Raw genomic sequence first — 18,427 nt, forward strand, 5'->3', positions numbered from 1 at the left:
GGTGAGGGTTCTCATCCCTAGCCCCTAGCCCCTAGCCCCTAGCCCCTAGCCCCTAGCCCCTAGCCCCTAGCCCCTAGCCCCTAGCCCCTCCAATGAATCTCGCCAATTTCCTCGCCCGTTCCGCGCGCACATTTCCCGACAATCCCGCTGTCTCCCTGGGCGAGAGCGTCTGGATAAAATACGGCGAACTCATGCGGCGGGTCGCGGCGATGGCCACCGGATTTCGCGACGCCCTGGGCCTGCTGCCGGGCGATTGCGTGGCGCTGGCGATGGGCAACTGTCCGCAGTATGTCGAGATCTGGTACGCAGCCTGGTATGCGGGGCTGACGACCGTGCCGATGAACGACAAGCTGCATCCGAGGGAATTCGAATACATTCTGCAGAACTCCGGTGCACGGGTTTGTTTCGCATCGCCCGATCTTGCTCAGCCGGTGGAGTCTCTGCGCGGCAACCTTCCCGTGCTCGAGCGCGTGATCGAGGTCGCTTCGTCCGACTACACGGCGCTGTGCCGGACGGAGCCGAACATCGCGATGGCCGACACGCTTCCGGACGATGTGGCCTGGCTGTTCTATACCAGCGGCACGACCGGACGGCCGAAGGGCGTGATGATCACGCATCGCAACCTGGTGTGCATGTCGCTTTCCTACTTCGCGGCGGTCGACGGCATCGAGCCGGGCGATTGCGTGGTCCATGCCGCGCCCATGTCGCACGGTTCGGGCCTATATAACTTTCCCCACATGCTGGTCGGGGCAAATCAGGTGATTCCCGACAGCGGGCGCTTCGAGCCGGCGGAGATATTCCAACTCTGCCGGCGCTGGAACGGCGTGACGATGTTCACGGCGCCGACCATGGTGCACAGGCTGGTGGCGCATGCGCGCAAACACGCGCCGTCGCTCGATGAACTGAAAACCATCGTGTACGGCGGCGGGCCGATGTATCTTCAGGACATCAAGAACGCGCTGGACGCAATAGGGCCGCGTTTTGCACAGATCTACGGCCAGGGCGAGTCGCCCATGACCATTACCGCGCTGTCGAAATTCCACATGGGCGATCGCGATCATCCGCGCTACGACGACCGGCTGGCTTCCGTAGGGGTGGCACAACCGGCAGTGGAAGTCAGAGTCGCCGATGCGCAGGACCAGCTGCTGGCGTACGGGGAGATCGGCGAAATCCTGGTGCGCGGCGATACCGTCATGCGCGGCTACTGGCGCAATCCGGACGCCAGCATCGAGACGTTACGCGGCGGCTGGTTGCATACCGGCGACGTCGGGTCGTTCGATGAGGACGGTTTTCTGACTTTGCGCGACCGCTCCAAGGACATGATCATCAGCGGCGGCTCCAACATTTATCCGCGCGAAGTCGAAGAAGTCCTGCTGCGCCACCCGGCCGTCAGCGAAGTCTCGGTGGTCGGACGCCCACATCCGGAGTGGGGCGAAGAGGTGATCGCCTTTGTAGTCGTGTGCGACGGCTCGACGGTCCGGGAGCAGGAGCTCGACGCGCTGTGCATAGACCATATCGCACGCTTCAAGCGGCCGAAGGCCTATTGTTTCGTCCCCGATCTGCCGAAGAACAACTATGGCAAGGTACTCAAGACCGCGTTGCGTGCACAACTGAAAGGTGAGGCAGGTGAAGGCCAAGCGGGTTAAACCGGCGCCTCCCGCGTCGCCGCGAAACGAGCCACAACGGCCCGCCCGGGCTAATTCGCAATTGAACCGGCAGACTCGGAAAGTTCTGGCGCAGCACTATCGTGCGAAGTATGGTGTGAACGGTAAACGGTAAATGGCGAACAGTGAACGGTTAACAGTGAACTGTTCGTGAATCCGGACGCTCAAATTGCCGATCACCGATTATGGCCGAATACCCGTGCGAGGCTAGGAGTTATGGTCGAAGACCGGTTATGGGCGCAGCCCGGTATCCCTTGTGGAATGCCGTGAGCGGCGACCCTTTTAGGCCGGTATCCCCTTGTGGGACACTAATCACCGTTCACCACGAAGCTAAATACTGACCCGATTGCGACCGGCGCCCTTGGCCCGGTACAGTGCTTCGTCGGCCGATCGGATCACGGCTTCCGGTGTGTCGAACAGGTCGGACCGTTGCGCGGCGCCGATGCTCACGGTTACCGAAAGCAGTTCCGCACGATTCGAACGCAGCGGCGGTGCGCCCGGCGGATCGAGGGTGAACGCGGATTGGGTCTTCGTGCGACGGTCGTTGTTCCGACGTGCTTCGCTGCGCCGTTGTTGCTCCGTGCGTACCGACATCTTGTAGAGCTCGATGCTCTGCCGCAGCGTTTCGAGGTACGGCAGGGCCTCCTCGACCTTCTTGTCGGGAAACAGCACCGCGAACTCTTCGCCCCCGTAGCGGAAGGCCTTGCCGCCGCCGTCGATTTCCGCCAACCGCGCCCCGACCAGTTTGAGCACCTGGTCGCCGATGTCGTGGCCGTGCGTGTCGTTGAATTTCTTGAAGTGATCGACGTCGACCATGGCGATCGTGTAGGAGGGACCCAGCGCGACGAGTCTTTCCTGCAGAGCACGCCGGCTGGGCAGGCCGGTGAGCTCATCGTGAAAGGCCATGCGATGCGATTCCTGCAGCACGGCAAGCAGCAGCATGGCGCCGGCGGCAAATACGAACACGCCGTACACCACCGTCAGGTTCGGCCATTCGCACGCAATGAAAAATGCGACCAGCGCGCCGGTCATGCCGATATCGAGCGGGGAGCGCCGCAGCCACGCCCTGATCAATGCAACCGTGAATGCCGCCACGATGAACATGCGGCCAAGTAGCGGCGTCGGCGTGGCCTTGAGCAACCAGTGATCCAGCGCCGCATGCCAGGCCGTGCCGGAGAGGGCGGTGTGGCCCGCGGTTGCAATCCAGGCCGTCATCAGCACCTCGACTACGCCCAGCAGCAACCACCGGTAATTGCGGAAATGGACGATGCCGCGTTCCGGCAATAGCATCACGAGCAGAATGTTGGCAGGCACGAAGATCGCCGCGGCGGTGAGCACCGCGCGCGTCGGAAAATCATCCTCGCCGAAGCTGAGCGAAATACGATAGGCGATGAATGCGACCAGCAGGGAAATGAGCGCGATGAACGCGCGACCGCGATTGAACCACAGGGCAATCGCCGTGCCGATGACGAGCACCGCATAGGGTCCGAATACGCCGAAGTTGCCCAGTGTCGTGGAAAACTGCTGGCTGATCGAGGCGGCAACACCGGCGATGACCAGCACCGCAACAGGTATGGCGACGGCCTTCAATTCGTCGCGAAATGCGATCATCGGCTGCCGTACCCGGATGCGTCCGTCGTCCGCGCGACCAGGGTGCCGCTCAAGTCTTGCCCTTTCCAATCTGGTAGGGTCGTGCCTCTTCCCGGATCACCCGGCGCAGGACGTCTTCCAGCTTTTCCTGTTCGATCGCCTGCCTGAGCGCTTCGTTGATCAGCGTCTGGTAGCCGCGGCCACCGGCTCGCGAACGAAAATATTCGACCACCGCCATGTCGAGATACATTGTCAGCCGCGTCTTGCCACGCGGCGCCGCGGCGCCGCTGCGCTGCGAGCCCGTCGTCGTGGCGCCGGATCCGTTGCCTCCGTCGCGACGCCCGGAATGTCTGCTGGGTGATTTGGCCGTTTGTTTGCGCATCGTCCCAGTGTGCATACATATATGCATATAGTCAAGCCGATCCGCCGCAATGAGCGCTGACTGGCGGCGCGCAATGCGCCCGTTAGTGCCAATCGGAGGTCATGCCCGGAACCGCGCTAAACTGGCGGCTCTTTTCCAGGGATCGTCATGTCCGCGGATCCGCTGCTCCTCGCGCGCGCCCAGTTCGGCCTGAACATCGGGTTCCATATCCTCTTCCCCAGCATCACGATCGCGCTGGCCTGGATTCTCGTCTACCTGCGCGTGCGCATCGAATTTTCGGGCGATGCGTGGTGCAAGCCGGCGTACAGGCTCTGGGTGAAGGTGTTCGCGCTGTCGTTCGCGCTGGGCGTCGTTTCCGGCATTACGATGAGCTTCCAGTTCGGCACCAACTGGCCGGGGTTCATGAGCAAGGCCGGCAACATCGCCGGACCGTTGCTGGGCTACGAAGTGCTGACGGCGTTTTTCCTCGAAGCCACTTTTCTGGGCGTCATGCTGTTCGGCCGCGACCGGGTGCCGGCATGGATGCACACCCTGTCGGCTTTCCTGGTGGCGATCGGCACTTCCGGATCGGCGTTCTGGATCCTCGCGCTGAATTCGTGGATGCAGACGCCGCAGGGTTTCGAGGTGATCGACGGCCAGTTGCATGCCACCAGCTGGATGGCGGTGATTTTCAATCCGAGTTTTCCGTATCGCCTCGCGCACATGATGATCGCCTCCGGGCTCACGGCGGTATTTCTGGTAGCCGGCATCTCGGCATTGCAGCTGTTGTGCAACCGCACACTCGAACCGGCAACGCGCATGTTGCGCCTCGCTGTGGCCGTCGCAGCGGTGCTGACCCCGCTGCAGATCTTCGTTGGCGACCAGCATGGATTGAACACGCTCGAGCATCAGCCGGCGAAAATTGCGGCGATCGAGGCGATCTGGGAAACCGAGCGCGGCGCGCCGCTGCTGTTGTTCGCGATGCCCAACAGGCAGACACGCAGCAACGATTACGCAATCTCGCTGCCGAAGGGTGCGAGCCTGATCCTGACCCACGATCCCGACGGCGAAGTGAAGGGCCTTTCCGAATTCGGCGACAAGCATCCGCCCGTTGCAACGGTGTTCTGGACTTTCCGTGTGATGGTCGGCGTGGGCATGCTGATGTTGGCGGCGTCCTGGTTCGGCGCCCTCTTGCTGATCCGGCGCCGTGAGTTTCCGCGCTGGTTGTTGTGGATGTATTCCGGCATGACCTTCTCCGGATGGGTCGCGGTGCTGGCGGGTTGGCTGACAACGGAAATCGGCCGCCAGCCCTATGTCGTCTACGGCGTCATCCTGACCGCGGATACTGCGTCGACCGTACCCGCTGCATACATCGCAACGACGTTCATTGGCTACGCCCTTATTTATACGCTGCTGCTGATTTCCTACATGGTCGTGCTCACACAACTTGCGCGCAAGGAAGCGGAGGGCAAGGGTCGCGACATGCCCGCGCCGGGTGCACTGGGCCCGCAGGTGCTGTGACGATGGAACTCGATCTGCCGCTGATCTTCACCATGCTGATGGGATTGGCCATCCTCGCCTACGTGATTCTCGACGGCTTCGATCTCGGCGTCGGCATCCTGCTGCCGCTGGCCACGCGTGCGGAGCAGGACATGATGGTGGCTTCCATCGGCCCGTTCTGGGATGCAAACGAAACCTGGCTGGTGCTGGGCGTGGGCATCCTGCTGGTGGCGTTTCCGCATGCGCACGGCGTCATCCTGCCTTCGCTCTACCTGGAGGTGGCGCTGATGCTGATCTCGCTGATCCTGCGCGGCGTCTCCTTTGAATTCCGCGTGAAGGCGTCGGGATGGCACCAGTCGATGTGGAACCACCTGTTCTTCGTCGGTTCGCTCGGTACCGCGGTCGCGCAAGGCGCGATGCTGGCCGGCGTCATCACCGGTTTCCGGGGCGGGCCGCTGTTCATCGCATTCGAGTTTCTGGTGGGGATCGGACTGGCCGGCGGCTATGCGCTGCTGGGTGCGACCTGGCTGGCGATCAAGACCGAGGGCGACCTGCACGCGCGCGCGCTCAATTGGAGCAAAGCCGCAGTGCTCCTCGCGGCTGCGGGCGTGGCGGCAATCAGCTTGGTCACGCCGTTTGCAAGCGCCGGCATCATGGAGAAATGGTTTGCGTGGCCGCGATTGCTTTGGCTGTCGCCCTTGCCGTTGCTCACGGGGGCTGCGTTCGCCGGCATCCTGCTGTCGGTAACGAGATTGCAGCGCGGGACGTCTAAACGCGAATGGCTGCCTTTCGTGTTGTCCGTATGGATTTTCGTGTTCGCGTTTGCCGGACTCGCTTACAGCCTGTTTCCCTATCTGGTGGTGGATCGGCTGACCATCTGGCAGGCCGCGGCCGCGAGGGAATCGCTGATGTTTGTGTTTGTCGGCACTTGCGTCGTACTGCCTATGATCTTCGGCTACACGGTGTTTTCCTATCGGGTGTTCTGGGGCAAGGCGCGGGAACTGACGTACGGCGAATGAAGGCGGTGAGCGGTGATTGGTTGCTGGTAAAACACAAGCGACAACCGCGCTTCCCCAACCCTAGTTTTTTGTCCCGAACAACCGGTCACCCGCGTCGCCTAGTCCCGGAACGATGTAGGCGTTTTCATCGAGACGATCGTCGAGAGAGGCGACGAACATCGGCACGTCGGGATGCTGCTGCTGGAAAACTGCCACGCCCTCCGGCGAAGCGACCAGTGCGAGAAACAGGATGTCTTTCGCCGGCACGCCGCGATGCTTCAGGACTTGCACGGCATGGGCGGCGGAATAGCCGGTGCCGATCATCGGATCGCACAGAATGAAGACGCGACCCCCGACCTCGGGCAGCCGCACCACGTACTCGATCGGGCGGTGGTTTTCGTCGCGGTAGAGTCCGATGTGTCCCACGCGGGCGGAAGGGATCAGTTCCAGTAGGCCGTCCGCCATGCCGATGCCGGCGCGCAGCACCGGCACGATTGCAAGCTTCTTGCCGGCGATGACCGGCGCTTCCATGGAGGTCATCGGCGTTTCGATCGTGCGCGTGGTCAGCGGCAGGTTGCGGGTGACCTCGTAACCCATCAGCAGCGTGATCTCGCGCAACAGTTCGCGGAACGTCCGGGTGGACGTTTTCCTGTCCCGCATATGCGTAAGTTTGTGCTGGATCAGCGGGTGATCGAGGATGAACAGGTTCGGGAAACGCGGATCCTGCTTCATTGCGGGGGCATCCTGGGAAAAGTTTTTCTGCCGATCCCTGGGGGAGGGCGTGTCGCCCTCAGATCAGTTTGCCACCGATTGCTTCCCGGCACGTCACGGCAACTTGATCTTTCCCGGCAATCCGCCTGGCCCGCCGAATCCGCCGGGGATGCCCTCGGGAATGACGATCGAGGAACTCTGTTGCCGGCGCAATTCCTGCAATTCCCTGACCGCGCGTTCGACGGCAACGGCAGCGAACTCGGCGAATTTCTCTGCCGCCTGGCCCAGGGAACCGGCCTCGATCTCGAACGCCAGCGGTAGTGCGCCGACCGGCGTCATGAGCTGGGTTTCGCCGACATAGATCACCTTGCGGCCGGCGTCGACGGAACTGTCGCTTTTGACCGGGGTCATTACGCGAATGGTGCCTATCTTGCGATCGGTGAAGATTTCCTCGCGATACAGGTTCGCGGGGTCCATCTTGAGTTCAGGTGTATTCTCGGCGGCCATGACAATAGTCCTGCGTTGGGGGTCTTCTTGAGAAACGGCCGGATTATCCCATGACTTCAACCTTGCCCAAAACCGGCTGCATGCAACCGAGCCCTGACCGGGGTACAAACGGCCCCAGCCTCTGAGGTTGCAGGGCCGATCGGGATTTTCACTGAATGCTCGCCTACCGACATCTTTTTCACGCCGGCAATTTCGCCGACGTCTTCAAGCACTCGTTGCTGACCCGGCTGGTGCTCGCGTTCGAGAAAAAGGACAAGCCGTTCTTTGTACTCGATACCCATGCCGGCATTGGACGCTACGACCTTACCCACGAATGGGCACTCAAGAACGCGGAGTTCAGAGACGGTGTCGCGATGGTTTGGGGACGAAAAGACGTGCCGGATGAGTTCATTCCCTATTTCGAAGCGATAAGAGGCGAGAACGCCGGAAATGCCTTGCGCTTTTATCCCGGTTCGCCACGCGTGGTGCGCCGGCTCCTGCGGCCGGTCGATCGCATGGTGCTGGTCGAACTCAACAGGAAGGACTGCGAAAATCTGGGCGGCCTGTTCGGCGGCGATCGCCAGACGACAGTGCATTTGATGGATGGATACCAGTCGCTGAAGGCCTTCCTTCCGCCGAAAGAGCGACGCGGGCTGGTTTTCGTGGATTCTTCATTCGACCGCGCCCGGGAATTCGACCGGCTGACAGACGGACTCGTCGAAGCACACCGGCGCTTCGCAACAGGCGTTTACGCGCTCTGGTATCCGCTGATGGAGCCGCTCGCAATGCGCGCGTTCGAGCGGGGATTGGTCGAAACCGGCATCAGGAAAATCCTGCAACTCGAAATTTCAGTGCTATCCGAAAACTGGAGCGGCGGCATGCGCGGATGCGGAATGCTGGTGGTGAATCCGCCGTTCGGTTTCGAAGCGGAAGCACGGTCGATGCTGAAGTGGTTACAGCCGATCCTCTCCCGCGAGGACGGCGGCAGCCAGCGTGTAGTCTGGCTGGCGGGAGAATAGGTGCCGCCGCGGGCACAACCAAGGGAACTAAACCCGGCATCGAACGGGCCGTTATCCTGATTGAACCAGCCAAGGCTACCGGGATTGATCAGGCACGATTTGCAGGGGTTGTCGGTAGAAATTGCCGCGATTTTGGTGCGGCGTTGGATTGGAATGCACCGTGACTGTGCATTTCCTTGCTGCAGGGCCGCAAAAGTGGCCAAGTTGCGGTGGCCGGACTGCTGGCCCGGTTATTGCTGCACTATGTACAAGAATATTTACCGGCCCGGCGGGGTCGGGGGGAAGCGCCGGTCCAGGAGCACACATGGACTCTCTTTCTCTCGCGTCGCTGGCGCTGCAGTTGCTGGCCTCGATTCATTCGTTGTCGGGCTACTCGGCAACGAACCTTCCTGAAATCCATCAGGTACCCCTGGCGGAAATCCGCCAGCGATTCTGCAAAGGCCCCTGTCCCACCCAGGCGTACTACAAGCCGGGAGAAGGCGTTTACATCGACGAAGCATTCGATCTGATCAACGACGAGTTTGCGCGTTCAGTGCTGCTGCACGAACTGGTTCACCACGTGCAGAGAACCAGCGGCAAATTCCAGGCGATCCCGTCGGAGTGCGACCGCTGGTTTGCCGCGGAGCGGGAGGCCTATGAACTGCAAAACCGTTATCTGGAAGAGATGCAGGACGGCCATCGTGTGAACGTAAACGCATGGCGGTCGCGTTGCGACGGTTGACGAATCCTGACTGCGGCTGATGTAATGGAAACAGGGGAAGGGCGCTCACAGGAGCCGTCATGGATCAGTCCGCCCTCGCCTCTTTGATGGTCGAGTTGTTCACGGCGATCAGGCTCCTATCGGCCTATCCGGCGCCCGCCGTTCTTCCTGAAGTCCATTCGTTGCCGCAAGCGGAAATCCAGCGCCGGCTGTGTGACAGCCGGCCGTGCCGCATCAAGGCGTTCTATCATCCGGATTGGGGCGTCGTCGTCGACGAGACACTCGATTTCCAGAACGACCCGTTCGATCGTTCCATCCTGCTGCACGAGCTGGTTCATCATCTTCAGAAGACCACCGGCAAGTTCGAAGTCGTCGCCAGTTTTTGCAGCCGGCGGGTTTCCGAGGAACTCGAGGCTTACGAAATCCAGAATCGCTATCTCTCAGAGGTCCACGCGTCTCGTCGCGCACTCGTCATGGGTTGGACGGGCAAGTGTGCCGATGATGACGCGGCATTCAAGCCGGAAGCCCGCCTTCAGCCAAAGGGCAATTGAGCGCAGTATTCGCCTGTCACCGTCGTCCGACGGTGGAACTAACACGGACCAATCCTCATGGAGCCGGCAATGTCCTCATTGATCGCCGAATTGTTCGCGACCATACAGTTGCTGGCCGGCTATGCGCCGCCCACCGTTGCGCCGGAAGTCCATCGCGTGGCACAGAGAGAGATCGAGGAGCGGTTCTGCCATGCCCCTTGCGCGATCAGGGCGATCTACGATCCGACCCTCGGGGTCTATATCGACGAGAAACTGGACGTGGTGAATAACATCTTCGATCGCTCGATCCTGCTGCACGAGTTGGTTCATCACGCTCAGGCCGTCAGCGGCCGTTTCGACATGGGCTCCAGCGACTGCGTGCGGCGCAACGCCGCCGAGCGGGAAGCCTATGCCCTGCAGAATCGGTACCTGCTGGAAATGAACGATGCGCGGCGGGTATCGATGAACGGTTGGGCGGCACGCTGCATCGACGGGGAAGTGCCGACTCCGCACAAGCCCTGAGGGTGGTTTACGGGCTGGAATTCTCCGAGTTATCCCGCACCTATGTCGGACGACCCGGGCATAATGGGCTCCTTGATCACCAGGCTTGGGTCCGTGCCCGGGAGTCTGTATGCCAAATTCGGGTTCCGGGCGTTGGTGGCCCTGGATTTGACGTGGTTCGGTGGCGATGTCGGTTCCGTTTATGGCGCCACGGTGGCACACTTGGCGTGTTTGTAAGGTCTGGCGCTGATGTGCGACTGAATGCGATGTCGGGCCGTCGATGCTGCGACACCGATCCGATCGGCCTGCGGGAGTAGCGGCGTAGCTCCCGCAGGTCGTGACCGTCTTCCGGGACCCCGGGCCTGCATCCGATCGGGGGATCTGGTCGTATACGTCGGTCAAGCCAGCCAAAAAAAGCAACAAAACAAAAACTGGAGCAGTGAAGGCTTGGCCGGCTCGCGTAGCCCTGGATGACAATTCGACAAACTTGAAACTGGATAGTGAGGAGATACAGAAAGATGAAAAATGCAATCGTAGTTGCCGCAATTCTTGGTTTTGCTTCCGTGGCGTTTGCGGATGATGCGGTGAAGACTGGCGCTGCCGGCGACAAGCCAGCCCGTGCGATCGAGGACGGCGCCGTGAAGTCGCAAGGTGCCGCGGCCAAACCCGGCCGTACTGCCGATGAGAGCTCCGTGAAATCCGGCGGACCCGCCAAGGCCGGTCGCGCTGTTGACGATGGCTCCGTGAAGGCCGCAGGAACCTCCGGCAAGCCGGGTCGCGCCGTCGACGATGGCACCGTCAAGGCACCGGGCAAGTCGAAGAAGCATGCCCGTGCTGTGGACGACGGCAAGGTCAAGTCCGCCGGCAAGTCGGACAAAGCCAGCCGTGCTGCGGACGAAGCCAAGAAGTAATCAACGACGTTGTCGAAGCGGGCCGCCAATTTTTTTGGCCGGCCCGCTTTTTTTCAGGGGAAGGAATCGATGTCCCCTTCGTATCCGATCCGCCGGAGTTACCTGGACATGAGAAAAATACTCTCTCTGATTTCGCTGGTGATCGCAGCATCGCTGTGCCGGCCCGTTCTGGCCATGACTTCGGCCATGGTTGCGTCCTGCCCCGCCGGCATGGAGCAGAAGGTCACAACCGTGACCGGAATGTTCCTGATCCATGTCATCTGCGATCACGTTATGTTCGAGATTCCGGCGAAGATGCTGAACCGGGATATGCTGGTCAACACCGAATTCGCGGCGTTGTCCACCGGTAGCGACTTCGTCGCTCCCGGCTCGGTGGTGGACAACCGCGTGATCCGCTGGGTCCGCCGCGGCAACAAGGTGTATCTGGAAAACGTGCGCTACGAGATGTGGGCGCAGAAAATGTCAAGTCTGCAGCGCGGCGTGGAGTCGGCTTCTCTGCGTACCGTTATCAAGGCTTTCGACATCATCATGGAAGGCCCGGATAATGCCCCCGTGATCGACATCACGGGGTTGTTTGTCAGTGAAGTGCCGGACGGTTTCGCACTGGAATTCATGCAGTATTTCCGCATGAATGCGATCGATCCGAAGCGCTCATTCATCGAGAGCGTGAAGGCTTTCCCGCAGAACATCGACATCCGCTTCCAGCAGACCTGGGTGCCTTCCGCAACGGAACTCAGGAAAACCGTCGAAGACGAGTCGGAGCGCGTGCCGCCCGCGCTCGGGTTCATTTTCCACACCAGCTTGCTGCTGCTGCCCGAGGAACCGATGGATCCGAGATTCGCTGACGATCGCGTCGGCTATTTCTCGGTGGCGTTCGACGACTACGGCACCAACGATCACGGCAAGGTGCGGCGCGCGTTCATCCAGCGCTACCGGCTGGAGAAGAAGGACCCCGAAGCCGATGTATCGGACCCGGTCAAGCCCATCGTTTTCTACATCAGCGACGAAGTGCCGGAGAAGTGGCGCCCCTTCATCAAGGGCGGTATCGAGGACTGGCAGAAGGTGTTCGAAAAAGCAGGAATCAGCAATGCCATCATCGCGCGCGATGCGCCCACCGCGGCAGAAGATCCGAACTGGGATCCGGAGGACGTTCGCTACAACGTGGTCCGCTGGACGCCGAGCGGGCGCCAGAACGCAATGGGACCGGCGGTGGTCGATCCGCGCAGCGGGGAAGTCATTTCCTCGCATGCGATTTTCTGGCACGACGTGCTGAGACTGGTCGAAACCTGGTACTTCACGCAGGTGTCGCCGCTTGATCCGAAAGCGCGGAAATTGCCACTGCCCGACGATGTGATCGGCGATATGCTGCGCTATGTGGTCTCGCACGAGATCGGTCACGCGCTGGGATTGCGCCACAATTTCAAGGGGCATTCCGCGTACTCGGTGGCACAGCTGCGCAGCCCGGATTGGACGCGCAAGTGGGGCACCTCCGCGTCGATCATGGACTACGCGCGGCTCAACTATGTCGCCCAACCCGGCGATAACGCCTCTCTCCTGCCGAAGTTCGGGCCTTATGACTACTTTGCGATCGAGTGGGGGTATCGGTCGTTTTCCAACGGCATGAGCTGCGACGACGAGTGGCCCCACCTCGACGAATTGGCGGCGAAGCAGGTCGGCGATCCGATGTTGCGTTTTGGCGGCGAGGACGATTATGCGACCCTGGATCCGAAGGTCAACACCAATGTCGTCGGTGGCGATCCCATCGAGGCGGCCGATCTGGGGCTGCGCAATATCGACCGCGTGATGCCGTTGCTGATTCCGGCCACCACCAAGCACGGCGGGGACTATGTTCGCCTGCGCGAGATGTACCAGTCGTTGATGGTGCAGCGTTATCGCGAACTGGCCGCGGTCGCGAAGATCGTCGGTGGTGTCGAGGAAACGCGCTACCAGGCGGGGCGCGGCACGGCGCCGTTCAAGCCGGTGGAGCCGGCGCGACAGCGCGCGGCTGTGATATTTCTGATCGACAGGGGATGGGTCACACCGCGGCCCTTGCTCGATCGCGAGGTATTGCTGCGCATCGGTCCCTCGGGTGGTGCGGATGCATTGCAGGGATCCAACGTGCAGTTGCTGCGCCAGATTCTCGATCCGGGCGTATTCCAGCGCATGGCCGAGGCCCGGCAGGCGGATCCAAGCGGCAAAGGCTACGTCGGCAGGGACATGCTGATCGACCTGAACGATGGTCTGTTCAAGGAGCTCGATGCCAAGAGACCGGTAGTCGAACTGTACCGGCGCGAACTGCAGCGCAACTACGTGACGTTATTGCTGGTTGCGACCGGTGCCACCAACGATCCGCAGGGGGCATCCACCTCGATCGACATGAAACAATTGTTGGATGATGGGTCGATACACGGCAGCGCACGCAGTCTGTCCGTCTCGCGCAACGCCACGTCGCCCCTCGCCGATATCGCCAAGGAATATCGGCGTGAGCGCGGGCGGCCGAGCGAGTTTCGCTCCTCGCTGCGCTCCGGCGTCGCGCATCTATACGCAAAGCTGGACGAGGGCATCAAACGCGCGAAAGATCCGGAAACACTGGCGCATCTGCGCGACCTGCGTTCGGAACTGGGGAAAGTGCCTTGAGAGCAGGGACTAGGGGTGAGGGACGAGGGGCTAGAGAAAAGCGTTACCGATCCCTTCGGTTACTTTGAAGGGAAGAAAAAATCTGGAACCCGCAGGCTGAAGAGTATTCTCATCCCTAGCCCCTAGCCCCTAGCCCCTAGCCCCTAGCCCCTAGCCCCTAGCCCCTAGCCCTTTGCCTCGCCAGCATGCATTCCGTGTTGGGAACGTAAATCAGGCCGGCGATCTTGCGCACGAATTGGTCTTCGTAGACGTCCAGTTCAGCATCGGCGAATGCCACTTTCCACAGATTTTCGACGAGCGCGCAACGCTGCTCGATGGAGAGCAGACGCTTGATGATGGATGCCGGGTCGAAGTAGGACGTCAGGCGCTGCGATCCGGCTTCACCGAGCAATGCCAGTGCCTCGAGATCGGGCAATCCGAACATTTTGACCAGAGCAGCAACGGCCGTGCGCGCTTCTTCCGGACTCTGTTTGAAGTCGACGCGCGTCATCTCGTGCAGCAATCCCGCGACTGCCAACTGAAGCTGTCGTTGTTCCGAGATGGCCGGTGTGGTGCCGCCTCCGACGGAGAATTCGGCAAATAGAGTTTTCAGAGCGTTGAGCATTGGCCGCCTGACGTGTTTTCTCGAGATCGCAGTTGGAGCGAATACAGGTGAGCTGAGTTCCTGCCGCACGCGCTGATTTGCATAAGTCGTTGCACTCCGGGTTTTTCAGTCAACAACGTCCATTCCTTTCCGGACCGCCGGCCTCGAGGCCATGGTGGCGCCCCAACGCTGAAGGTTGGCGAATCCGCCGGCCTGGTCGATGAGGGCCTTGCGCGGCGCGAAATTCGGGTAAAGCATCAGGTCGGCCACCGACAGTTCGTCGGCGAGATATTCACGTCCCGCGAGGTGCGCGTCGCAAACCGAGAAAAAGCCGAGCAGGCGTTGTTTGAAATAATCGATGCTGGAAGGGATTTTCTCCGGGACACTGTTTTCCAGGCGGAAAATCGCGCCGCTGGTCGCAGCAACATCGGTCGCGCCCTGCATGAACCATTGCATCGTGACAGCGCGCCGCGCCGCGTCCTTCGGCAGGAACTTGCCGGTTTTCTCCGCGATATAGAGGATGATGGCGCCGGATTGCGAAAGCGTGATGGGCTTGTCGCCAAGGCCGTCCTGATCGACGATGACGGGGATCAGGCCGGCCGGGTTGAGCTTCAGAAACTCCGCGCCGCAATGTTGGCCCTTGGCGAGATCGACTTTGTGGACACGATAAGGCAGTCCGGCCTCCTCCAGCGCCACCGACGCCCGAAATCCATTGGCAGTTCCCGCAGAAAACAGATCGATCACGATTCGCTCTCCTCTGTTCACGGCCATGTTTTTTTGCGGGCCGTGGAAGGCGCAAGTTTAACGTCAGATCGCGTCGGCGTCTTCAACGTCGTATGCCACGATCGCCGCGTTACAATCCACCGACCCTAAACCACCAATGCGGGGAAATACATGAGAAGACTGATCGCGTTCATTTTCGCGCTGGGTGCCTTGCTCTGCGTTACGGCATCGCACGGTGCGCCGCTCGAAAAACCGAAGACCACCATCGCAGTCGGCGGCAAAGCCTCATTGTATTACCTGCCGCTTACGATCGCGGAACAGCTCGGCTATTTCCGGGACGAGGGCTTGCAGGTCGAGATCGTCGATTTTGCAGGCGGGGCGAAGGCGTTGCAGGCGATGATGGGTGGCGGTGCCGATGTTGTTTCCGGCGGATTCGATCACGTGATGGTCATGCGTGCGCGCGGCCAGAATCTTCGCGGTTTTGTGCTGCAGGGGGCCACGCCCGCGATATCGCTCGGCGTGGCGATAGAGCGGGCCGCCCGGTACCGGTCGCCGAAGGATCTGAAGGGCATGAAGATCGGCGTATCGGCGCCTGGTTCGAGTACGCATGCCTTCATCAATCATCTGCTGGCCTCAGTCGGGCTTGAACCCGATGACGTGTCCATCATCGGTGTCGGCACCGGTCCGGCGGCCGTCGCGGCAATGCGCGCCGGCCACCTGGATGCGATCGCGAACATCGAGCCTGCGATTACGCTGCTGGAAAAGACCGGTACGATCAGGGTCGTCGTGGAAACCGTGAGCGTGCAGGGGGCCAAATCGGTTTACGGCAGCCCGTTGCCTTCAGGCTCGCTCTACACCCGCGAAGAATTCATCAAGGCCAATCCGAACACGGTACAGGCGCTGACGAACGCGATGGTGCGCGCACTGAAGTGGCTGAAGACGGCGACGCCGGACGACGTGGCAAAGACGGTCCCGACGGAATATCTGCTCGGTGATCGCACGCTCTACCTGGATGCATATCGCAAGAACAGCGAGAGCTATTCCCGGGATGGACTGTTTCCCCCGGCGGGAGCGGAGGCGCAGTTGAAGGTGTTGAGCGGTTTCGAGCAGGCGGTCAGGGAAGCGAAGGATCTGAACCCTGCCGACGCCTATACCAACGATTTTGTGCGCGATGCGCTGCACAAAAATAAATAGGGCGTGACTGACTGGGAAAGGCTCCCTTGAGCCGTCCCGCGACACGTGTTACGGTTGTAGTTCCCTATCCTGCAATCCGGTTATTCACGGGTTTCCCAAGGATGTGCATGAAGTACTCGATAACAATCATAATCATGCTGTCGGCCGTTGCGCCCGTCACGGTGTTGGCACAAACCGCTCCCGAGACCGGCAAGGAAATTTTCGAACAGATGTGCGCCGGATGCCACGGCACCTACGGTAACGGCCAGGAAGGGACAAAGAGCGGGTTCGTGCCGCGTATCGGCACGCTCGCCAACAAGGAATACATGGCCTCGGTGCCGGACGACTATCTCAAGATGATTATCAACAAGGGCGGCGCCTACATGGGCAAGATCGCGGCCATGCCCGCCTGGGAGCACAAATTCAACGACGAGCAAGTCGCTGACCTCGTCGCCCATATCCGCACGTTGACGGGAACGGCGGAAAAAAAATAGAGATAAGAAAGATCCAGCCGGTCGAACGGCCAGGATATGCAGCTACGTCGTAACGCAGTTGAAGTGGAATTCTGACGAAGCACGTGCAGGGAATTCTAACCAGGAGGAGGAGAAGAAATGAAAATTCTAAAATATGCAGCAGTAGTCGCGCTTGCGGTGGGGGCCCTTTCCGGTTCCGCATTCGCGCAGGATCGCGCGAAGGCTGAACCGGGTGGTCCGGCAGGAAAATGGTCCACGCGCACGCCCGTCACACCCGACCCGAGCAAGATCAAGGTTCCAGCGGGGTACAAGGTCGGCGTGTTCGCGGCCGGGCTCGATACGGTCACATCGATCACGGTCGACAAGAGCGACAATGTCTGGGTCGCCATTTCGGGCAATACTTTCGGCTTCCCGCCGGAAGGTATCGACAAGCCTCACGTGAAGATCTTTAACAAATCCGGCAAGCTGATCAAGGACAACGTCGGATTGGGCATGTTCAAGTCCTTTGCCCTGAACGAGATCGGCTATTGCGCGGAGAACGGCCGCACTTATGTCGGTGACTACAGCTACGGCGTCTGGGAAATCGACGGCGTGAACGGCACGCCCAAGCTGATCATGAACGAAGTGCCGATTGGCGACCATGCGCTGGGCGGGATCATTTGCCATGACGGCTGGCTGTATTACGCGGTCGGCGCTCCGTCGAACTCCGGTTATGCGGATCCCGATATCCATGGCTGGACCGACGCGATCGATCCATATTGGGAGAAACGCACGCCGCCCGGTATTCCGCCGCTGCCTCGTGATCCACCCTGCCGGGACATAGTGTCAACGGGCTTGAACATTCGCGATAGCCAGGGCAATTTGACGGGTGCCTACCTGCCCAAGGGCACACCGTCCAAGCCGGGTATGGTAATCAAGGCGCAAAAGCCCTGCGGTGGCGCCATTCACAGGGCGAGGCTGAAAGCCGACAGCAACTACACCACCAACGACTGGGAAGTGTATGCGATGGGGCTCCGCAATTCGTCCGGTCTCGCCTTCGGCCCCAAGGGCTCGCGGTTTGAAAATGCCCTGGTCGTCAGCGACAACGGAATGAACGACAAGGGCAATCGCCGTGTCGCCAATGGGTCGGAAAAGCTCTGGGTGGTGACCGAGAAGGGCCAGGACGCGGGTTTTCCGGACAAGGAAGGCGCGCATTTCGTGAACATCAAGCGTTTCGGACCAGATGTTTACCGTGGCAACAGGTTCGATCCTACGCGCCCGAATCCGCAGCTCAATATCGGAGACAAGCCGTTTATTCCGCAATTGCCCCCGTACCGGTTCATCGATCATTCGATCGGTGTGCGGGGCACGCCGCTCGCCGTAGCGAATCCCAACCCCAACGGGTATATCAATCCGGTGCTGGAATGGGATACGAACAACCCGATGGACGGGTTGGCCTGGGCGCCCAAGGCTTTCGGCACGGGTCCCGACACGCTGTTTACGGCGATCTTCGGCATCATCGACAATGGTCCGGAAAGTCTGAGACCGATGTGGCCGGCCATCGTGAAGGTCGAGTTCCTCAACCCGACCGGCGTCAAGTGGTCGATCTTCGCCGAGAACATCGATCCGGGTCCCAATGCCTATCAGAAAAAGGAAAACCGGGGCGGATTCGAGCGCACCAACGACGTCGAGTTCAGCATGGACGGCAAGACGATGTACGTTGCGGACTACGGCGAACTCTACGTGAACTACCAGATGGAATCGCCGTTCTACACGACGCCAAAATCCGCAGTCGTCTGGACCATCACGAAGGAATAGGTCAGGGCAATTGTTTTCCCATCCCGGCGGCTGAGGCCGCCGGGAATTTTTCACAACCCGGTTTCCCTGC

General features: G+C 60.7%; 18 protein-coding genes. 12 read left to right on the forward strand and 6 right to left on the reverse strand.

Going from position 1 to position 18,427, the window contains the following annotated elements; genetic code table 11:
* The first annotated feature begins 92 nt into the window (after positions 1-92).
* Positions 93-1,646, forward strand: coding sequence for an AMP-binding protein (locus HY067_04850; protein MBI3527279.1), 1,554 nt, complete (start codon positions 93-95; stop codon positions 1,644-1,646).
* Between the two features lie 348 nt (positions 1,647-1,994).
* Here the strand turns inward: HY067_04850 and HY067_04855 are convergent, their stop codons facing one another.
* Positions 1,995-3,275 (reverse strand): GGDEF domain-containing protein, encoded by a 1,281-nt coding sequence (locus tag HY067_04855; GenBank protein ID MBI3527280.1) that lies wholly within the window; start codon positions 3,273-3,275, stop codon positions 1,995-1,997.
* Between the two features lie 49 nt (positions 3,276-3,324).
* Positions 3,325-3,636, reverse strand: a complete 312-nt coding sequence (locus HY067_04860) for a BrnA antitoxin family protein (protein ID MBI3527281.1) — start codon at positions 3,634-3,636, stop codon at positions 3,325-3,327.
* A 147-nt stretch (positions 3,637-3,783) separates the two neighbouring features.
* Between HY067_04860 and HY067_04865 the strand changes: the two genes are divergently transcribed.
* Together HY067_04865 and HY067_04870 are read left to right on the forward strand one after the other, a co-directional pair.
* Entirely contained in the window at positions 3,784-5,136 is a 1,353-nt protein-coding gene (locus HY067_04865; GenBank protein ID MBI3527282.1) for a cytochrome ubiquinol oxidase subunit I, read from the forward strand.
* A gap of 2 nt (positions 5,137-5,138) precedes the next feature.
* Positions 5,139-6,134 (forward strand): cytochrome d ubiquinol oxidase subunit II, encoded by a 996-nt coding sequence (locus tag HY067_04870; protein MBI3527283.1) that lies wholly within the window; start codon positions 5,139-5,141, stop codon positions 6,132-6,134.
* Positions 6,135-6,194: 60 nt separating this feature from the next.
* On the opposite strand, the gene upp is transcribed toward HY067_04870, so the two are convergent.
* Together upp and HY067_04880 are read right to left on the reverse strand one after the other, a co-directional pair.
* Positions 6,195-6,845: a uracil phosphoribosyltransferase gene (gene upp, locus HY067_04875; GenBank protein MBI3527284.1), complete on the reverse strand. Its 651-nt coding sequence runs from the start codon at positions 6,843-6,845 to the stop codon at positions 6,195-6,197.
* 93 nt (positions 6,846-6,938) lie between these two features.
* Positions 6,939-7,301, reverse strand: coding sequence for a hypothetical protein (locus HY067_04880; protein MBI3527285.1), 363 nt, complete (start codon positions 7,299-7,301; stop codon positions 6,939-6,941).
* Between the two features lie 185 nt (positions 7,302-7,486).
* Here HY067_04880 and HY067_04885 point away from each other — a divergent pair, with 185 nt between their 5' ends.
* The 6 genes from HY067_04885 (at position 7,487) to HY067_04910 (ending at position 13,608) form a co-directional block, all read left to right on the forward strand.
* Positions 7,487-8,329, forward strand: coding sequence for a 23S rRNA (adenine(2030)-N(6))-methyltransferase RlmJ (locus HY067_04885; protein MBI3527286.1), 843 nt, complete (start codon positions 7,487-7,489; stop codon positions 8,327-8,329).
* A 304-nt stretch (positions 8,330-8,633) separates the two neighbouring features.
* A complete protein-coding gene (locus tag HY067_04890) occupies positions 8,634-9,050 on the forward strand; it encodes a hypothetical protein (GenBank protein MBI3527287.1) in 417 nt (138 codons plus the stop codon).
* Positions 9,051-9,109: 59 nt separating this feature from the next.
* Positions 9,110-9,580 (forward strand): hypothetical protein, encoded by a 471-nt coding sequence (locus HY067_04895; GenBank protein MBI3527288.1) that lies wholly within the window; start codon positions 9,110-9,112, stop codon positions 9,578-9,580.
* A 69-nt stretch (positions 9,581-9,649) separates the two neighbouring features.
* Positions 9,650-10,081: a hypothetical protein gene (locus HY067_04900; protein ID MBI3527289.1), complete on the forward strand. Its 432-nt coding sequence runs from the start codon at positions 9,650-9,652 to the stop codon at positions 10,079-10,081.
* Between the two features lie 497 nt (positions 10,082-10,578).
* Positions 10,579-10,971, forward strand: coding sequence for a hypothetical protein (locus tag HY067_04905; GenBank protein MBI3527290.1), 393 nt, complete (start codon positions 10,579-10,581; stop codon positions 10,969-10,971).
* 69 nt (positions 10,972-11,040) lie between these two features.
* A complete protein-coding gene (locus HY067_04910; GenBank protein MBI3527291.1) occupies positions 11,041-13,608 on the forward strand; it encodes a zinc-dependent metalloprotease in 2,568 nt (855 codons plus the stop codon).
* Between the two features lie 157 nt (positions 13,609-13,765).
* On the opposite strand, the gene HY067_04915 is transcribed toward HY067_04910, so the two are convergent.
* Entirely contained in the window at positions 13,766-14,212 is a 447-nt protein-coding gene (locus HY067_04915; protein ID MBI3527292.1) for a TerB family tellurite resistance protein, read from the reverse strand.
* A 105-nt stretch (positions 14,213-14,317) separates the two neighbouring features.
* Positions 14,318-14,935, reverse strand: coding sequence for a glutathione S-transferase family protein (locus HY067_04920; GenBank protein ID MBI3527293.1), 618 nt, complete (start codon positions 14,933-14,935; stop codon positions 14,318-14,320).
* 150 nt (positions 14,936-15,085) lie between these two features.
* On the opposite strand from HY067_04920, the gene HY067_04925 reads away from it, so the two are divergent.
* From HY067_04925 to HY067_04935, 3 genes are all read left to right on the forward strand, one after another.
* Entirely contained in the window at positions 15,086-16,108 is a 1,023-nt protein-coding gene (locus HY067_04925; protein MBI3527294.1) for an ABC transporter substrate-binding protein, read from the forward strand.
* 134 nt (positions 16,109-16,242) lie between these two features.
* A complete protein-coding gene (locus tag HY067_04930) occupies positions 16,243-16,581 on the forward strand; it encodes a cytochrome c (protein MBI3527295.1) in 339 nt (112 codons plus the stop codon).
* Positions 16,582-16,698: 117 nt separating this feature from the next.
* Complete coding sequence (locus HY067_04935) at positions 16,699-18,357, forward strand: hypothetical protein (GenBank protein ID MBI3527296.1); 1,659 nt, start codon at positions 16,699-16,701, stop codon at positions 18,355-18,357.
* Positions 18,358-18,427 lie beyond the last annotated feature (70 nt).

The sequence above is a fragment of the Betaproteobacteria bacterium genome (assembly GCA_016194905.1).
GTDB lineage: Bacteria > Pseudomonadota > Gammaproteobacteria > Burkholderiales > JACQAP01 > JACQAP01.

Bases quoted from the DNA above. Each gene is read 5' to 3' on its own strand.
- HY067_04870 (MBI3527283.1), top strand. From the start codon at position 5,139: ATGGAACTCGATCTGCCGCTGATCTTCACCATGCTGATGGGATTGGCC.
- HY067_04885 (MBI3527286.1), top strand. From the start codon at position 7,487: ATGCTCGCCTACCGACATCTTTTTCACGCCGGCAATTTCGCCGACGTC.
- HY067_04935 (MBI3527296.1), top strand. From the start codon at position 16,699: ATGAAAATTCTAAAATATGCAGCAGTAGTCGCGCTTGCGGTGGGGGCC.
- HY067_04925 (MBI3527294.1), top strand. From the start codon at position 15,086: ATGAGAAGACTGATCGCGTTCATTTTCGCGCTGGGTGCCTTGCTCTGC.
- HY067_04900 (MBI3527289.1), top strand. From the start codon at position 9,650: ATGTCCTCATTGATCGCCGAATTGTTCGCGACCATACAGTTGCTGGCC.
- HY067_04930 (MBI3527295.1), top strand. From the start codon at position 16,243: ATGCTGTCGGCCGTTGCGCCCGTCACGGTGTTGGCACAAACCGCTCCC.
- HY067_04860 (MBI3527281.1), bottom strand. From the start codon at position 3,636: ATGCGCAAACAAACGGCCAAATCACCCAGCAGACATTCCGGGCGTCGC.
- HY067_04905 (MBI3527290.1), top strand. From the start codon at position 10,579: ATGAAAAATGCAATCGTAGTTGCCGCAATTCTTGGTTTTGCTTCCGTG.
- HY067_04915 (MBI3527292.1), bottom strand. From the start codon at position 14,212: ATGCTCAACGCTCTGAAAACTCTATTTGCCGAATTCTCCGTCGGAGGC.
- HY067_04855 (MBI3527280.1), bottom strand. From the start codon at position 3,275: ATGATCGCATTTCGCGACGAATTGAAGGCCGTCGCCATACCTGTTGCG.
- HY067_04890 (MBI3527287.1), top strand. From the start codon at position 8,634: ATGGACTCTCTTTCTCTCGCGTCGCTGGCGCTGCAGTTGCTGGCCTCG.
- upp (MBI3527284.1), bottom strand. From the start codon at position 6,845: ATGAAGCAGGATCCGCGTTTCCCGAACCTGTTCATCCTCGATCACCCG.
- HY067_04910 (MBI3527291.1), top strand. From the start codon at position 11,041: ATGTCCCCTTCGTATCCGATCCGCCGGAGTTACCTGGACATGAGAAAA.
- HY067_04865 (MBI3527282.1), top strand. From the start codon at position 3,784: ATGTCCGCGGATCCGCTGCTCCTCGCGCGCGCCCAGTTCGGCCTGAAC.
- HY067_04850 (MBI3527279.1), top strand. From the start codon at position 93: ATGAATCTCGCCAATTTCCTCGCCCGTTCCGCGCGCACATTTCCCGAC.
- HY067_04880 (MBI3527285.1), bottom strand. From the start codon at position 7,301: ATGGACCCCGCGAACCTGTATCGCGAGGAAATCTTCACCGATCGCAAG.
- HY067_04895 (MBI3527288.1), top strand. From the start codon at position 9,110: ATGGATCAGTCCGCCCTCGCCTCTTTGATGGTCGAGTTGTTCACGGCG.